At 42.6% G+C, this 14,755-nt stretch carries 19 protein-coding genes; 3 read left to right on the top strand and 16 right to left on the bottom strand.

Going from position 1 to position 14,755, the window contains the following annotated elements:
- Positions 1–2 precede the first annotated feature (2 nt).
- The 5 genes from AC07M6_RS08365 to AC07M6_RS08345 form a co-directional block, all read right to left on the bottom strand.
- Entirely contained in the window at positions 3–569 is a 567-nt protein-coding gene (locus AC07M6_RS08365) for a Maf family nucleotide pyrophosphatase (RefSeq protein WP_494888551.1), read from the bottom strand.
- A gap of 66 nt (positions 570–635) precedes the next feature.
- Entirely contained in the window at positions 636–1,154 is a 519-nt protein-coding gene (locus AC07M6_RS08360) for a KdsC family phosphatase (protein WP_494888550.1), read from the bottom strand.
- A gap of 23 nt (positions 1,155–1,177) precedes the next feature.
- A complete protein-coding gene (iscX, locus tag AC07M6_RS08355) occupies positions 1,178–1,420 on the bottom strand; it encodes a Fe-S cluster assembly protein IscX (protein WP_494888549.1) in 243 nt (80 codons plus the stop codon).
- A gap of 39 nt (positions 1,421–1,459) precedes the next feature.
- Positions 1,460–1,792 (bottom strand): 2Fe-2S iron-sulfur cluster-binding protein, encoded by a 333-nt coding sequence (locus AC07M6_RS08350; protein WP_494889367.1) that lies wholly within the window; start codon positions 1,790–1,792, stop codon positions 1,460–1,462.
- Positions 1,793–1,811: 19 nt separating this feature from the next.
- Entirely contained in the window at positions 1,812–2,594 is a 783-nt protein-coding gene (locus tag AC07M6_RS08345) for a Rossmann-like and DUF2520 domain-containing protein (protein WP_494888548.1), read from the bottom strand.
- A gap of 87 nt (positions 2,595–2,681) precedes the next feature.
- Between AC07M6_RS08345 and AC07M6_RS08340 the strand changes: the two genes are divergently transcribed.
- A complete protein-coding gene (locus AC07M6_RS08340; RefSeq protein ID WP_494888547.1) occupies positions 2,682–3,602 on the top strand; it encodes an alpha/beta fold hydrolase in 921 nt (306 codons plus the stop codon).
- Positions 3,603–3,755: 153 nt separating this feature from the next.
- Here AC07M6_RS08340 and AC07M6_RS08335 read toward each other — a convergent pair whose 3' ends face one another.
- From AC07M6_RS08335 to AC07M6_RS08325, 3 genes are read right to left on the bottom strand one after another with little or no spacing between them, the layout of a single operon-like run.
- A complete protein-coding gene (locus tag AC07M6_RS08335) occupies positions 3,756–4,460 on the bottom strand; it encodes a phytanoyl-CoA dioxygenase family protein (RefSeq protein WP_494888546.1) in 705 nt (234 codons plus the stop codon).
- A 21-nt stretch (positions 4,461–4,481) separates the two neighbouring features.
- Positions 4,482–6,941 carry a cytochrome c biogenesis protein CcsA gene (gene ccsA / locus AC07M6_RS08330; RefSeq protein WP_494888545.1) on the bottom strand — a complete coding sequence of 820 codons (2,460 nt, stop codon included), beginning with the start codon at positions 6,939–6,941 and terminating at the stop codon, positions 4,482–4,484.
- A 7-nt stretch (positions 6,942–6,948) separates the two neighbouring features.
- Positions 6,949–7,359, bottom strand: a complete 411-nt coding sequence (locus AC07M6_RS08325; protein WP_494888544.1) for a cytochrome c maturation protein CcmE domain-containing protein — start codon at positions 7,357–7,359, stop codon at positions 6,949–6,951.
- Positions 7,360–7,496: 137 nt separating this feature from the next.
- Between AC07M6_RS08325 and AC07M6_RS08320 the strand changes: the two genes are divergently transcribed.
- Entirely contained in the window at positions 7,497–7,889 is a 393-nt protein-coding gene (locus tag AC07M6_RS08320; RefSeq protein WP_494888543.1) for a hypothetical protein, read from the top strand.
- Positions 7,890–7,978: 89 nt separating this feature from the next.
- A complete protein-coding gene (locus tag AC07M6_RS08315; RefSeq protein ID WP_494888542.1) occupies positions 7,979–8,176 on the top strand; it encodes a hypothetical protein in 198 nt (65 codons plus the stop codon).
- Between the two features lie 53 nt (positions 8,177–8,229).
- On the opposite strand, the gene AC07M6_RS08310 is transcribed toward AC07M6_RS08315, so the two are convergent.
- The 8 genes from AC07M6_RS08310 to AC07M6_RS08275 form a co-directional block, all read right to left on the bottom strand.
- Positions 8,230–8,457, bottom strand: a complete 228-nt coding sequence (locus AC07M6_RS08310; protein WP_494888541.1) for a hypothetical protein — start codon at positions 8,455–8,457, stop codon at positions 8,230–8,232.
- A 102-nt stretch (positions 8,458–8,559) separates the two neighbouring features.
- The gene (locus AC07M6_RS08305; protein WP_494888540.1) at positions 8,560–8,808 is read right to left on the bottom strand and encodes a hypothetical protein; all 249 of its coding nucleotides are present in this window, start codon (positions 8,806–8,808) and stop codon (positions 8,560–8,562) included.
- Between the two features lie 160 nt (positions 8,809–8,968).
- A complete protein-coding gene (locus tag AC07M6_RS08300) occupies positions 8,969–10,048 on the bottom strand; it encodes a ligand-binding sensor domain-containing protein (protein ID WP_494888539.1) in 1,080 nt (359 codons plus the stop codon).
- Between the two features lie 202 nt (positions 10,049–10,250).
- Positions 10,251–10,769, bottom strand: coding sequence for a hypothetical protein (locus AC07M6_RS08295; RefSeq protein ID WP_494888538.1), 519 nt, complete (start codon positions 10,767–10,769; stop codon positions 10,251–10,253).
- A 190-nt stretch (positions 10,770–10,959) separates the two neighbouring features.
- Positions 10,960–12,393 carry a Glu/Leu/Phe/Val family dehydrogenase gene (locus AC07M6_RS08290; RefSeq protein WP_494888537.1) on the bottom strand — a complete coding sequence of 478 codons (1,434 nt, stop codon included), beginning with the start codon at positions 12,391–12,393 and terminating at the stop codon, positions 10,960–10,962.
- A 154-nt stretch (positions 12,394–12,547) separates the two neighbouring features.
- Positions 12,548–12,760 carry a CcmD family protein gene (locus AC07M6_RS08285; RefSeq protein ID WP_494888536.1) on the bottom strand — a complete coding sequence of 71 codons (213 nt, stop codon included), beginning with the start codon at positions 12,758–12,760 and terminating at the stop codon, positions 12,548–12,550.
- Positions 12,761–12,764: 4 nt separating this feature from the next.
- A complete protein-coding gene (gene ccsA / locus AC07M6_RS08280) occupies positions 12,765–13,436 on the bottom strand; it encodes a cytochrome c biogenesis protein CcsA (RefSeq protein ID WP_494888535.1) in 672 nt (223 codons plus the stop codon).
- A gap of 104 nt (positions 13,437–13,540) precedes the next feature.
- Positions 13,541–14,749 (bottom strand): carboxypeptidase-like regulatory domain-containing protein, encoded by a 1,209-nt coding sequence (locus tag AC07M6_RS08275; RefSeq protein WP_494888534.1) that lies wholly within the window; start codon positions 14,747–14,749, stop codon positions 13,541–13,543.
- Positions 14,750–14,755 lie beyond the last annotated feature (6 nt).

Genomic DNA, 14,755 nt, shown 5'->3' with positions numbered 1-14,755 from the left:
TTCTACAGCTTCGCCATCTTCAGCAACTGCTGATATAGCTTTTCGGTTGGCAGGCCCACCACATTGGTGTATGAGCCATTAATACGCTCAATGCCTGTAAGGCCTACCCACTCCTGTATGCCATAGGCGCCGGCTTTATCTAATGGCTGATATTTATTGACATAGCTGGTTATTTCCTCATCAGTCAGTTTGCGGAAGAACACCTCGGATACATCATAAAACTTGTTTATATGCCCTTTGTACATCAAACAAACACCTGTTACAACACGGTGCACATTGCCCGATAATAGTTTTAGCATTTCAACCGCGTGCGCGGCATTATCGGGCTTACCCAATATCTGGCCGTTAATTTCAACTATGGTATCGGCTGTAAGGATAATCTCGTCGCCAGCTTCTTCATCAAAGGCCAGCGCTTTCTTTTCGGCTATGTAAACGGCTATTTCGGCCGGTGTTAGTCCATCCGGATAGCTTTCGTCTACTTCCTTCAGTACAATACGGAAGTCCATATCCATCAGCCGCAGCAGTTCCTGCCGGCGTGGTGATTTTGATGCGAGAATGATTTTAGTCATTGGTCAATGGTCATTGGTTGGATGTTGGGTTACTAATCTCTAATCACTAACCTCTAATTAACTGATCTACCAGCTATACGCCTCGGCGTCCAGCCATTTGCCTTGTATCTTCAGTACTTTCTCAATGATATCCCTGGCGCAGCCTTTACCGCCGGCAACAGGCGAAATATAGGTGCTGATAGCTTTTATTTCTTCCACAGCGTCGGCCGGGCAAACGGGCAAACCGGCCAGTTGCATTACCTTTAAATCGGGAATATCATCGCCCATATAGATCACTGTTTTAGGATCGATGTGGTTAGCCGATAGATAAGTATTAAATGTTTCTACCTTATCCTTACAGCCAATATAGATGTCCTTCACTCCCAGCCCATTCATACGGATGCGGATACTCTCGGCATTGGCACCCGAGATAGCACAAACATGATAGCCGCACTTTACAGCTAATTGCAGGGCATACCCATCCTTAATATTAAATTGCCGGAAATGATCGCCCTTGTCTGTTACAAATACACCGCCATCGGTCAGCACACCATCTACATCAAAAATGAAGGTGGTTATGGTTTTTAACTGATCGAATAGATTCATTTTGGGGGTTTCACCGATTAAAACTATTGATTATCGCGCCACTCGTATACCCAGGCGCTTTGAATCTGCTCCAGATGGCCTTCGTTTGATTCTTCGCGCGTACCTTTAAAATCAGGTAGGGATAATACCCATTCCAACAGGTCGGTAAAGCGGATACGGTATATTTGTGATTCGCCAAAATCGTCGCCAAACTTTTCATAAAGTCCCATGGCAATGTCTTCATAGTCATTCCAGTGGATCGGTAACGAGAATTTGTCTTGTATCATTATTGAGGTATAAGTGTTATGGTTAAATTTAAGCGGGGATTAATGCCCCATAAAATCCGACTGATCGGGTATCGTGATCTCTATATCGCCGTCAATCAGCACGCACTGGCAACCCAATCTTGAGTTAATGCGCGGATTAACTGCCCGGTCAATAAAATCCTCTTCTTTGTCTGATATCTCCTGGATATGGTCTTCGCCCTTGTTTACATATACGTGGCAGGTGCTGCAGCCGCATACGCCGCCGCAGTTATGTTGCAGTTCTATGCCATTCTCCAGGCAAATATCTAATACAGATTCTCCTTCGGCGGCAGGCAGTTCAACTGGTTCCAGTCCTTTTTCCTCAAAGTTTATTTTAACTTTAAAAATATTCATCATGGCAAAAGTAACAAAATTACTTATTGCCGTTAGTGCCTTTATCCATTTTGATAATACCCTGACTAAGTAAGCTATAAATTTGTGCCATTAAAGGTTCATTTTGCAGCATTTCAAGGTGTTTATCCATCGTAATCGTATCCTTACGCACTGCCGGTCCGGTTTGTACATCTGCCGGCAGCCTTTGTTGTACTTTGTCGGCCGTTTCGGTGATCAGCGGCTTCAGCATATCAAAATCAAGCTGGTGGTCTGATAATAACTGCTGAGCTATATGATACAGATAATTAGGGAAATTACAGGCAAATACCGCGGCAAGGTGCAGCACCCGGCGCTGATGGGAGTTTACCTCGTACACCTGGTTACTTACCGTTTGGGCCAGCTCTTTTATTTGGGATAATATCTCATTATTAGCTGCTTCCAAACAAAGCGGCACGTTCCTGAAGTTAAGCTCCTTGCTCCTGCTAAAAGTTTGTAAGGGATAAAATACGCCTGCCATACCGGTATATTTCAACAATACCTTTATATCGGTACTGCCCGATGTATGCAGGATGAGCTTATTATGCACCGCTAACTTTTTTGCAATACCCTCAATGGCATCATCTTTTACCGAAATAATAAACACATCTGTTTCGATATTTATTTGATGCAGATCATCTATCGCTTCTGCTTTAATATGGTAAGCCAGCAAAGCCGCATGCTGCAAATTAGGGCTGTAAACCTGGACGATATAGTGCCCGGCGTTTTTAAACGCGGCCCCTATATGTGTGGCAACATTGCCCGATCCTATCAGTGTAATACGCATAGTAGTTAGTAGTCCTCAAATTTCGGATAAATTGAATTAAATAATCGGGATATATAATATATATTTATAGCACCAAATTATAAACTAATGAAACCTTTCAAGCTGCTGTTCGCTGCCATTATATTTTTGGTCAGCATCACCACCATTATACTTGGAGGCTTGTATCTTTATCGTGATGCTGAGAAAAAAACTTTAACCGATACCGATAGAAAAAATGCGCCTGGCAGTTTTATTCAGCTAAAATCAGGCATTACGCATTATCAGCTTGCGGGCCCAGATACCGGCCAGGTAGTGGTTTTACTGCACGGTTTTAGTGTACCTTATTATATTTGGGATGGTACTTTTGAATACCTGGTTAACCATGGCTTCCGCGTTTTACGATATGATCAGTACGGCCGGGGCTATTCGGATAAACCGGATAGTGTTTATAATCACGCCTTTTATTTTAACCAGCTGAGGCAGTTATTGGCAGCATTGCATTTAAAAACCCCCGTTAATTTAGCCGGGATCTCTTTTGGTGGCATGCTGGCTACCAATTTCACTACAGAATATCCTGAACTGGTAAATAAAGTAATATTGATAGATCCGGGATACGAAAGCCTGCAACCTGATAAGCCAGAAGTTATTGTTAGATATTATGAAGCTATTCACCCGCGTGAGCGCGCCGAAAGCCAGCTGACGGATTTTAAATACCCTGAACGCTACCCTGACTGGGTGAACAAATACAAAGTGCAAATGCAGTATAAAGGCTTCATTAATTCGCTGGTATCAACCTTATATAACTATACTTATAACGGCCGTAAAAGCAATACGCTGCTTAATACAAAACACAAACCCATTTTGCTGATATGGGGCCGTGAAGATAAAACCGTGCCTTTCACCTACAGCGATTCGATAAGAAGTGTATTACAAACTGAATTTTTCCCGGTGGACGACGCAGGGCACCTGCCTTATATTGAACATGCAGATAAGGTAAATGCAAGGATGTTGGAGTTTTTGAAGAAGTGATAGTGGTGATTTAACCACAAAGGGCGCGAAGATTAAGAAACACAAAGGGCACAAAGATAATCTTCGTGCCCTTTGTGTTAAAAATTCTTTCGCTACTAAGTTCTTTGTGTACTTTGTGGTTAAATTTCTAATATTAAAGACTATATCAGAATATCAAAAATTAATCTTTTCAGACCAATTTAATCCGTTCGCCAGTTCAGCATTGCTAAATTCAATATGAATAACCCGGCGTTTTTTATTATTTAAGGTACGATTGGAGGCATGTAATAATAAAGGCGACATAAGCATTATCCCGCCTGCTTTCACTTCGCAGATGTGCTCCTGTTCTATGGTCCAATCAATGTTTTCGGGGCGGTAAACACCTTTTACATGCGAACCGGGGACTACCTTTAATGCGCCATTATCTCCATTTGTATCGTCGAGGTGTATCCTGATCGTGAAGTTACGCTTTAATATATCTAAAGGCGGCTGCACGGCAAACTGGTTATGCTTAACCGTCCACGGGCCGTAACCGGGTGTGTCGGTTTTATGATCAACAGAAATAGTCAGGTCCTGGTGATAGGCTACAAACCAATTAGACAAGCCAGGTTTATCAAAGTAAATGGATTTTACGGCGAAATAACCGGCGCCATAAAGATTATTGATGATCTGCTTCAATTTCCCGTTAAAAATCAAAGTACAAATGCCCGGCACTTCTTTTAAAAACTGCCTGATAGCAAACAGATCAGTACTTACACGGAAAGTTGGACTATCGGTGTTTACACCTCCAATCAACCTGATCATGCCATCCAACTCCTGCCTGGTATAAATATCATCAATAATGGTAAAACCATTTTGAGCTATTTCCCGGCTGGCCATAGTTTCCACTAAACCTGTAATTTAAACCGTCTTCAACTCCTTGTTCCTCCTGAAAATCGACATCAGGAAGCCGATAACCATAATAATGGTACCCGACCAAAAGAAATTGATATAAGGGAACACAATGGCGCGCATTACAATGTACGGCTTTTTGCTTTCGGGCTGCTGGTAAACGGTAATTTCTACCTTACCCTCTTTGGGGATAATTTGCGACAGGCGCAGCTTCAGGCCTGCATCATCTACTTTACGGGCAAAATCGTAGCCATTGCTGCCTTTTATCATATAAACAGGTTCGGCGGTATAGGTTTTACCGTGCGAAGTTATTTCCAGGTCGGCGCCTATGGCAATATCGTTGCCGCTTAGTTTAATATCAGCTACGCGGGCGTTTTTATTCAGGCCTTTCAGCACCATAAAGCCTTCCCTGAAACGGATGGTATCGCCAACGGCTACCTGGTGCGCTACCGGCGGATCATAGTTTTTATCATCATCAGTCTCCCCTTCGTGCCCTGCAGTTTCGCCGCGCAGTTCGTCGTCATATTTTATGGGGGCCATGCTTACGTGGGTATATAAGTCATGAAACAGGTAATGCTTTGTATCAGGCGATGAAACTAAACCCATTTTGCGGTTAGCCTGCGAATTTGGTTTCAGCACAAACTCTTCTTTTATTTTACCGGCTGCGTCGTATTTTTTATAATCAACCTTAAAATAATGGTTAGGCAATGCAATAGAATCGCCGATATAGGTAACCATATAATCGCCCATTTTTACGGGCTCGTTCTTATACAGCATAATATTCTCGCGCGGGTCGTTTGCTTTGGCAAACTCGGTGCTATACTGCTCGCCGGTAGTGTTTTCGGATACTACTTTTTGCGTACCGGCCGAAATTAATGCCCCTATCAGCAGCAAACCAAACCCAATATGCGCTACTGCCGATCCGGCCAGTTTAAACTTGCCTTTTATGGCATCGGCCAGTACTTTTCCGTTAGAGAGCACTGAATATATAGCGGTGAACATCACCAGCATATAAACAACGTGCAGCTTATAAATGCCGGTTAAATAAATAACAATACCGCTAATTAAAGCAGCCGAAATGAGGTATAATACGGCTGTGATAAAGAAACGTGTAGTATCTGTCTTTTTATATTTTAAAAACTGGCTAAAGCCCATAAACAAGGCGATCACTACCGCGAAGGCACCCTGGAAGATATTATACAAGGTTACCTTATCATTCGGCGGTGCGATGTGCGTACCGAACATCTCGTTCCAAACCGGAATAGAGGTAACCACCGTCAATTGCAAACAAGACAGCGCCAGGAATACCGAGCCAACGAACATCCAAAACTCGCGCGAATAGGTTTCCTCCTCTTTTTTACTGATGGGCAATTCTTTCCAGCGGATAACTATCAACACAACGGCTAATACCAGGAAGATGAGCACATCAATAACCAAATGCCAAAACATTCCCAGATCGGTAAAGGCGTGTACCGATGTTTCGCCCAGGATCCCGCTGCGGGTAAGGAATGAAGCATACAGCACCAGCACAAAGCTGATCAGCGTTAAAAACAAAGCGGTAAAGTAAGCGTGACCGGTGTTTTTATAAACGATCATTACGTGTACCGCGCCTATCAGCGTCAACCAGGGTATTACCGCGGCGTTCTCTACCGGGTCCCAGGCCCAAAAGCCCCCAAAGTTTAACGACTCATAGGCCCAAAACGAGCCCATGATAACGCCTGTACCTAATACCATTACCGCGAACAAGGCGTATGATATAGCAGGTTGTACCCATTCTTTATAACGTTTTTGCCATAAACCAGCTATGCCGTAAGCAAAAGGGACTATCATAGATGCAAAGCCCAAAAACAGCGTTGGCGGATGGATCACCATCCAGTAGTTTTGTAATAAGGGATTTAAGCCGTTGCCGTCCTTTACATAACTCATGTAATCGGGGCGTTTAAATATCGGGCCTTCAATTGCCTCGCGCAGCAAAATAAACGGCGAACTGCCGATGCGGGCGCCAAATACTTCTACACCGATGAGCATGGACGACAAGATCAGCTGAGAAAGGGCAACGATGGTCATTACCGGTTTTTCCCACGATTTGGCCTTCCAGATCAGGATGTTACCTAATACGGCCTGCCAGAATGTCCAAAGCCAAAACGCGCCCTCCTGCCCTTCCCAAAAACTGGAAATGATATAATATACCGGCAGCGTGCGCGATGAATGCGCCCAGGCATAATGATATTCAAAAAGGTGATTGTAAATGATATAGAACAGGCAGGTACCAATGCCCACTACCGAAACGGTGTTGATATAGTAACCGATACGGCCTAAGCGCAGCCATGATTTGTCCAGCTTATCGGTACTGGTGGCAGCAAAGTAATAACTGATGGTTGATAATAAAGCGGCGCCAAACGCCAGGATAATAAAGAACTGGCCCAAATGACCGGGCAGAAGGTGTTCACCTTTAAAAGCTGTATCCATTAAATAATTATATGCTGGCCTGTTTTGCAGTGACCTCTGTTACTTCCAATTTATCCTGGGTATATTTAGACGGGCATTTCATCAGGATCTTTGATGCGTGAAATTCGTTACCTACCATTTTCCCGGTTAATACTACCTGCTCCGACCGTTCAAAGTCTTGCGGTTTAGTTCCGGTGAAAACTACTTTGCACTCCTGCCCCTTATTATCATTCATAAAAAAGGAGAAATAGTTGGCATCCTTGGTGGCATCGTAATACAATTCCTTTTGCTTATTTAAATGACCAACAACCTGTAAGGTACTTTCGCTTTTACGGGCATCGTTAAATGAACCATAAGTGCTTGAACTTGAATAGGTACTGATAATTACCGCGATAGCGATGGCAATAATCACTAAACCAAAAATCGAGCTTTTTTTCATTTTGACTCTTTGTAATATTAAAAAGTTCACAAAAATACAAAACGTGGAGCGAATAATGTTTATTACACGCTGTGTTTGTTATTTAGAATCATTATTGATGAAATACTCATTAGCTAAAAAGAACTATCTTTGAAATAATGAACATGCTGTTTATCTCCTGCACAAATAGGTTAAGGCAATGGTTGCTACTGGCAACCCTGTTCTTAAGCATCATTACTTTTTCGGGCTATAGCAGTTCTGTTTCATCGGTACAACTAAAGCCGGTACAAACCGAATTGGTTATCTCTACCATTACCAGGGGAATAACCACTGCTAAAATTTCACCTAACCCGATAAAGGTTTGGGTTTCGTCTATTAGTCTTTATAAAAATAGTGCAAACCAACTGTTCAGCTATAACAAATTAGTTAAGGTAAGGCTGAAAGCAATTGCAAAACAAAAATGCCTTTGCAAATTACGCCGGCACTATTTACCCCTCAAAACAATCTCTCCAAACACCGACGGGGATATTCTTGAAACTATTGCAGGATAATTCTTTCCTGCTGGCCTTACGGGCATTACTCATTATTCACATAATAATCATGTTACCTATACGGTAGCTCTTTATTCTTTTCAAAAAAAATGAAACGTTTCAGGAAGATATGGAGGCTGTTTGGCCTTTCTATTTTAATAATTTTGGCCTGTTTTGGCATTGGCATTGCAGGCGGCGCCCCTATCCCACCGCCCCGCAAAAAAGAAGATAGCATAGAACTCAAAGTCGAATTACCCGACACTGAGCGCAACACCAAAGAGATTGGCCAGTTCAATAAACAGCGATAATAAAAAAGGGGCGTATATTGCGCCCCTTAATTCCTTATCATCTCTTACATTCTTTAGTTTTCTACCAGGTTCCGAAGATCCTGTGCATCTGCTTTTTGTTTCTTCTTTTTAGGCGTTTTCAGATAATCGTCTGCATGTTCCTTTCTTTCATTTTCGGCATCTGCCAATTCATTTCTTCTTTTGAAATAAAGATAGGTAGTAGTTCCAACTGTAATTACTCCCAGTGCAAGGGCAGCAATCCATGCACCGTTGTTTTCGTGTTTTATAAATGGATTTTTCATGGCTTGTCTTTTATTATTTAACACGCCATACGGGTTTTAGTTCTTATTATTTCCAAAAAACAATCTAAACTACCCACAGTTATTTGATAATTAGCCGCTCTTTTATTTCAAATTTCTTTCTTTTAAAAGATCGTTTACCGCTTTATTTTTTGTCCTGTTCTTAGCTGCTATTGGTGCATAGATTAAGGGAAGAAAACTTAGCAGGCCGAAACCATTTTTAACGGTACTGTAAATTGCAATGCCAATCAATACACCAATAATTACACCATCGGTAAGGTTAGTAGATTTAATTTTTTTTGCTTCTTGCAGTAACTCCTGGTCTGTTAACTCCGCTAATTCTTTTTGTTGCATTGTTCTTTGTTTTGAAAATAGTAAGTTCTCAAATATACGCAATGGACACACTCCTGGCCCCTAAGTGTCGCTTAAACTTCTATGTGTCGAAGCGACATTCCTGGATGCGCAATCATGTCGAAGGCACCCAAAGCTGGATGAGGTCAAGAATTGCAACACATTACTTCTGCCCCTCTTTACTGTTAAAGCTGGTCACAGTTTTTCCGTCATAACGATACACGCCATCTACAGAGCCAAACCAAATATTTCCTTTATCATCTTCTAAAATCCCGAAGATCATTGGTTTGTTTGCTATTTCAGTTACCGTTGGTTTTTTAGCAGATAAGGACTTTTCGTCATATCGTGAAAGCGCCCAGGCTGAGTTTTTAGCACTGCCGAGAAATACCCTGCCAGGGTCATTAGCACTTTCTGAACTGGTCCAGATATTGCCCTTTTTGTCTTCGTAGATATAACCAACAAACTTCTGGGTAAAATTAGTAAATGTACTGCCGTCATAGCGCCAAAGGCCATCACTGCCGCCGAGCCAAATATTGCCTTTTTTATCCTTGATGATCGAACGCACATTTGTAAAAGGTTTGCCATCCGGACTGGTTATCGTTGTAAATGTCTTTCCATCATAAACGCGGGCATCGCCCCTTGTGGCAAACCAAAATTTCCCTGTTTTATCCTCAATAATAGCATTAACATCGTTATGTTTCCAATCAACTTCTGATACATGGGAAGAATCAGAACTACTTGGGGGTGGCCCTTCTTTCATTCTCATGTTTTGAAAAGACTTGCCATCGTAACGGCTTGCCCCGTATTCAGTACCGAACCAGATATTCCCGGTTTTATCTTCATAAATAACCGTAACCCGGTTATTGGCAAGTCCCTCCTTAGTTGTAAAATGCTGAATAGATTTCCCATCGTAATAGTAAACACCTGAGCCAACAGAAGCGAACCAAAAATTTCCTTTTCTATCTTCTAAAACAGAAAAAAAGCGGGACTTACTCGCTTTACCGGTAATATTGGTAAACGACTTTCCATCATATTTAAAAATCCCCTGCCATGAAGCCATCCAAATGTTGCCCTCTTTATCTTGCCTGACTGTACGGACGATGCTATTGGGTCCGTAGGGAGTGGTTCCCTCTTTGGTTTCAACTGCATCCTGACTGCCATTTTGCTGGGCGAGTACAGGGAAATAAATTAATACTGCCAATACCATCAGCAGACTTTGCAAAACGTTTCTTTTATTTTTCATATCCTTTTAAAATTGATTCAGCGAAGCTACTTTGATAGCTTTCGTCTGAAGCATCAGGATTGTAAATTAAAATGTAAAGTTTGTAAAATAATAAGTTGACATTATGGGTGATAGCTGAAATCTCGCCTATTCAAGTGTGCCGCTTGAATGTAAATAGGTTTAAACGTCACACATGAATAAGCTTAGGACATAAACACTTTGGTCATTCATACCAGTAAACACCATTTACCGGCTGCTGGATGAGTTGAGAGGGGGGTGTAATGATAACTTCAAATGAAATATTATTATCACTTCCTATATCAGAATGTTCCGTATAGTTATTCGGATCAAACAATTGCCGTACAGTTAGCTTGTACCAACCGTTTTCAAGGTTAATTTTAAGTTTGGCATTATGGGCTGCCGGAATAGACACATCAGAAAACTGAGCAGCCATTGTTAAATCACTATAATTGGTTAAAAATAATTTTCCCTCGGTTACATTAATAAGTTGTTCAAATTGTCTGAAGGCTCTCATTGAGGATGGCTGTTGTTGAATTGATACAATCCAATTCCCGCCTCCATCATTATTGGTTTGCCAAACAATGATATTACCGATATTCATTTGGTCTGCAAAATGTTGCATCAACTGATCAAATTGCCAATCATCATCGACAAAGCCTTGATAATTCGCGCTATTTACAAGCGCTATAAACCCATCATCATCAGTAATCTTTAATTTCATAACTTCAAATTGCTTATTGCAAACATACTACTTAGATTTATTCCATAAAAAGAGAGTCAATAAAGTTGGCTACTTATTATAATAGCACTCAGCACCGGAGTTAATCCGGGACAAACAAAAAATGCCACCCCTCCCGGGATGACATTTTTTATAAACCTTTTAGCTTTCGCCTTTCAGCTTTAACCTTAAATTACGGCCAAATACCCAAATTTTGGTACGATACCGCTATTTTGTTGATAGCGCCAACAAAAGCGGCGGTACGCAGGGTATCGATACCTTTGGTATTTTTAAAGGTTTCCCTGATCTCGTGGTACGAGCGGATCATGGTATCTTCCAGTCCGGAATTAACCAGTTCCAGTTCGGATGCACCTTTGATAATGGTTGAGCGTTGCAGCGCGTTTAATGATACGCCGGTAATGCCTTCTACCATGTTGACCAGGTTAAGGTTAGAGTTTTCTTCAAACCTGCGGTTCATACGGCCAAAGGCCACGTGCGAGAGGTTTTTCAGCCACTCAAAATAAGATACGGTTACACCGCCGGCGTTAGCATACATATCCGGAACAATCAGGCCACCGTTTTGATAAAATACAGATTCAGCCTCGGGAGTAGTCGGGCCGTTGGCGCCTTCTACGATGATTTTAGCTTTAATATTACGGATATTATCAATGGTGATCTGGTTTTCCAGCGCTGCCGGTACCAGGATATCGCATGGCTGCTCCAAACCCTCGCCTGAGTTGGTGAATGATTTGGCACCCGGGTAATTCAGGATAGAGCCCGTTGCCTTGCGGTGCTGGAAAACAGCGTCAAAATCTAAACCATCGGCATTGTAAACAGCGCCTTCATATTCGCACAGGCCAACTATGGTAGCGCCAAACTCGGCCAGGTATTTAGCCGAATAGTAGCCTACATTACCCAGGCCTTGCACAATTACCTTTTTGCCGGCCAAACCAGCTGTTAAGCCAATCTTTTGCATATCCTCGCCAAAGCTTACACACTCGCGGGCAGCAATAGCCACGCCACGGCCGGTAGCCTCGCGACGGCCTGCAATGCCATGTAAAGCCAATGGCTTGCCGGTAACCACGCCCATAGCATCCAGTTGACCGGGGTTCATGGTGGCATAGGTGTCCGCTATCCAACTCATTTCGCGCTCGCCGCTTCCGTAGTCCGGTGCTGGCACGTCAATACTGGGGCCTATAAAGTTTTTCTTGGTTAATTCTACCGTATAGCGGCGGGTAATGTTCTCCAACTCCTGCACCGTATAGCTTTTAGGATTGATTTTGATACCGCCCTTGGCACCGCCAAAGGGAACGTTAACAATAGCGCATTTGTAGGTCATCAGCGCGGCAAGGGCCATTACTTCGTCCTCGTTCACCATTTCGCTGTAGCGGATACCGCCTTTAGTTGGCGATTGGTGGTGCGAGTGCTCGATACGCCATGCATCGATCACCTCGAAACCATTGCCCCTGCGGATAGGGAAACGGAAACGGTAAACGCTGTTACATGATTTGATCTGATCCAGCAGGCCGGCATCGTGGTTGGTAAATTTAGCTGCATAGTCGAAGTTTTTACACACATCAGCAAAGAAATGCATATCCTCCATGGCAGCTTTATTATTATTAGCCATAATATTAAATGAATAATTGGTTTAAAAAAGTGTGCAAATGTGCGGTATTTTGTTCCATAATTGCAAATCGTTTAAGGGATGGTGTTTTAATTACACTTTTTAACAAACTGCCATAATCAATGTTTAAACACAATAGGGCTATATTTTCGACTATCTAATTTTTTTCAAATTTCTCAATTTTCCTTAGTCTTCTGTCCATTGAAAATAAAAAAACAGCCAATCCAAGGAAGATTATTACGATAATTGTAATTACCACATATATTTTACCCGAGCTGCGGAACAGGTTGTCCATCTCGGGCGTGCTGCTTTGCGCAAACACAGCCATGCAGTTGAACAAAAGGACGAATAACAATGCAAGTTTCTTCATGAGATCAGATAGTTTCGTTTTTATATTCGATTAAACGTATGCGATAACGCAGCGAGGCTATCCACACGCCTAACAAGCTCCAGCCAATAAAGGCGGGGTACAACACAAAGCGCATATTCCTGTCCAGGTCGTAGCTGTTAAAGCCCGGGTTTCCACCGTTTCCGGGATGCAGGGAATCCGTCATACGGGGCAGCACAAACAACAGCACAATCATAATAGGAAAAGCGAAGATGTTATATATGGCCGAGATCTTAGCCCGCTTTTGCTCCTCGTCTATCGAGTTGCGCAACACCAGGTAAGCGCAATACAGCAGGAAAGCGATAGCAGCGCTGTTTTGCTTAGGGTCGCCGCTCCAGTATTCGCCCCAGGTGTACTTGGCCCAAAGCATGCCGGTTAGTAAACCCAATACATAAAACATAATGCCGGTATTTACACATTCAACAGCGGCCAAATCGTCTTCCTGTTTGCCCGAATTGAGATACTTAATGCTGTAGAAAACCGAAATTACAAATACCGATAGCATAGCCATCCACATAGGTACGTGGAAATACAGGTTACGGATGGTCTCGTTCAGGATATACTTGGCGGGTACGGTTATCAATATCCCGGCTATCAGGGTGTATAATACCAGCACAACGGCCAGCACCTTCCACCACGTTTTATAAATTATCTTCATACTTTATGCGGCAAAGTTATGTATTAGATTTGAGATGTTAGATGTGAGATTTGAGATAACCATATCCAGGTCTCAAATCACATATCTTGATACTCACATCTAAGCTACAAATCATCCTTGATCACCAGTTCGCCCGGTACGTAATCAACCGGTAGCAGTTCGGGTGTTTTACTTTTTGACCATGTACCCTCAATCAAGGTGCTTTGCGCCGATATGATAGACCCATTCATATCAAATACGGCATAAGGCTTATAAAGGGTAATAATGCTTACCTGGTAGTTGGGCATATCCAGCGGGCGGTAAATATCTTTCATTTCTTCCTCCTCGCGTTTTTTGGTGTATACCACATACAGGTAATCGGGAAAGGTAATTATAAATACGCCTGGCTGTTCGGTGGCCCTGGCTATGTCGGTTTCTTTTAAAGGCTGCCTCAACAAAGTCTCGTTGTATTTGGGCAAATTATACAGCCGTTTCCAACGATTGGCCGAATCCATATTTTTGTTATCCCACTGGTTTATCTTTCTCACAATAATTTCCTGTGGCGGGCGGTCTACATTTGGCTTGCGTTGCAATATCATGGGCACAAATCCATCCTCGCTCAGCTTACCATTTTGCAGCGACCTGAAAAAGTGCATGCTCGATCCATAGTAAATATCGTTGCGTTTAGCCTCCCAGGCTTTTTTTTGCGAGGCGCTGCCCGGCATCTCGGTATACAGTATTTTTCCCTGCCAGGAGATAATGTTGTTAATACCATCGTAATTAAAAGATTTGAGCAGGAATTTTACCTTATATCCCAGCGCCTTGTTTTCTATCTCAATAAAATCATCAGACCAGGCCTCCAGCGATTGTTTAGCTTTCCGATATATAAAACTGATATCGTGCGGGTTAAGTATCTTGCATTTTTTAGCATTGGCCGATTCGCCCATAAATTGCTTCAAAAACATTTCGTAGTTCTTTTTCCAGTTTTCGGGCGTGGTGATCACTACCTCGTGCAGTTGGGTTACTTTAACCAGCATTTCGGCGTTTACCCTCACCGGCTCTTTGGCATCTTTGGGTATCATAACCGTTTGATTATAATCCTCGAAACCCACACTACTTACTACCAGTTCATACTGCCCCGGTTTTATACCGCTGATGGTAAATGTGCCGTCGTCGTTACTAATGGTGCCGTATGATGAATTGCTTAAAAACACACTGGCCTTACTCAGCGCGCTTTTATTATCCATACGCACTACTTTACCGGTTATGCTTCCGCTTTGGGCAAGCGATACAACTGGGGTACATAACAGCAGCAGGTATAAATAAAAACGCATGGCTAA

The sequence above is a fragment of the Mucilaginibacter sp. GW821-FHT07H05 genome, from assembly GCF_059418485.1.
The sequence above is the reverse complement of the archived record's forward strand: the minus strand, read 5'-3'. Positions and strand labels throughout refer to the sequence as shown.

What these genes read in the sequence shown, in the direction of transcription:
- AC07M6_RS08365 (WP_494888551.1), bottom strand. Translation starts at nt 569, where the DNA reads ATGACTAAAATCATTCTCGCATCAAAATCACCACGCCGGCAGGAACTG.
- AC07M6_RS08360 (WP_494888550.1), bottom strand. Translation starts at nt 1,154, where the DNA reads ATGAATCTATTCGATCAGTTAAAAACCATAACCACCTTCATTTTTGAT.
- iscX (WP_494888549.1), bottom strand. Translation starts at nt 1,420, where the DNA reads ATGATACAAGACAAATTCTCGTTACCGATCCACTGGAATGACTATGAA.
- AC07M6_RS08350 (WP_494889367.1), bottom strand. Translation starts at nt 1,792, where the DNA reads ATGAATATTTTTAAAGTTAAAATAAACTTTGAGGAAAAAGGACTGGAA.
- AC07M6_RS08345 (WP_494888548.1), bottom strand. Translation starts at nt 2,594, where the DNA reads ATGCGTATTACACTGATAGGATCGGGCAATGTTGCCACACATATAGGG.
- AC07M6_RS08340 (WP_494888547.1), top strand. Translation starts at nt 2,682, where the DNA reads ATGAAACCTTTCAAGCTGCTGTTCGCTGCCATTATATTTTTGGTCAGC.
- AC07M6_RS08335 (WP_494888546.1), bottom strand. Translation starts at nt 4,460, where the DNA reads ATGGCCAGCCGGGAAATAGCTCAAAATGGTTTTACCATTATTGATGAT.
- ccsA (WP_494888545.1), bottom strand. Translation starts at nt 6,941, where the DNA reads ATGGATACAGCTTTTAAAGGTGAACACCTTCTGCCCGGTCATTTGGGC.
- AC07M6_RS08325 (WP_494888544.1), bottom strand. Translation starts at nt 7,359, where the DNA reads ATGAAAAAAAGCTCGATTTTTGGTTTAGTGATTATTGCCATCGCTATC.
- AC07M6_RS08320 (WP_494888543.1), top strand. Translation starts at nt 7,497, where the DNA reads ATGAACATGCTGTTTATCTCCTGCACAAATAGGTTAAGGCAATGGTTG.
- AC07M6_RS08315 (WP_494888542.1), top strand. Translation starts at nt 7,979, where the DNA reads ATGAAACGTTTCAGGAAGATATGGAGGCTGTTTGGCCTTTCTATTTTA.
- AC07M6_RS08310 (WP_494888541.1), bottom strand. Translation starts at nt 8,457, where the DNA reads ATGAAAAATCCATTTATAAAACACGAAAACAACGGTGCATGGATTGCT.
- AC07M6_RS08305 (WP_494888540.1), bottom strand. Translation starts at nt 8,808, where the DNA reads ATGCAACAAAAAGAATTAGCGGAGTTAACAGACCAGGAGTTACTGCAA.
- AC07M6_RS08300 (WP_494888539.1), bottom strand. Translation starts at nt 10,048, where the DNA reads ATGAAAAATAAAAGAAACGTTTTGCAAAGTCTGCTGATGGTATTGGCA.
- AC07M6_RS08295 (WP_494888538.1), bottom strand. Translation starts at nt 10,769, where the DNA reads ATGAAATTAAAGATTACTGATGATGATGGGTTTATAGCGCTTGTAAAT.
- AC07M6_RS08290 (WP_494888537.1), bottom strand. Translation starts at nt 12,393, where the DNA reads ATGGCTAATAATAATAAAGCTGCCATGGAGGATATGCATTTCTTTGCT.
- AC07M6_RS08285 (WP_494888536.1), bottom strand. Translation starts at nt 12,760, where the DNA reads ATGAAGAAACTTGCATTGTTATTCGTCCTTTTGTTCAACTGCATGGCT.
- ccsA (WP_494888535.1), bottom strand. Translation starts at nt 13,436, where the DNA reads ATGAAGATAATTTATAAAACGTGGTGGAAGGTGCTGGCCGTTGTGCTG.
- AC07M6_RS08275 (WP_494888534.1), bottom strand. Translation starts at nt 14,749, where the DNA reads ATGCGTTTTTATTTATACCTGCTGCTGTTATGTACCCCAGTTGTATCG.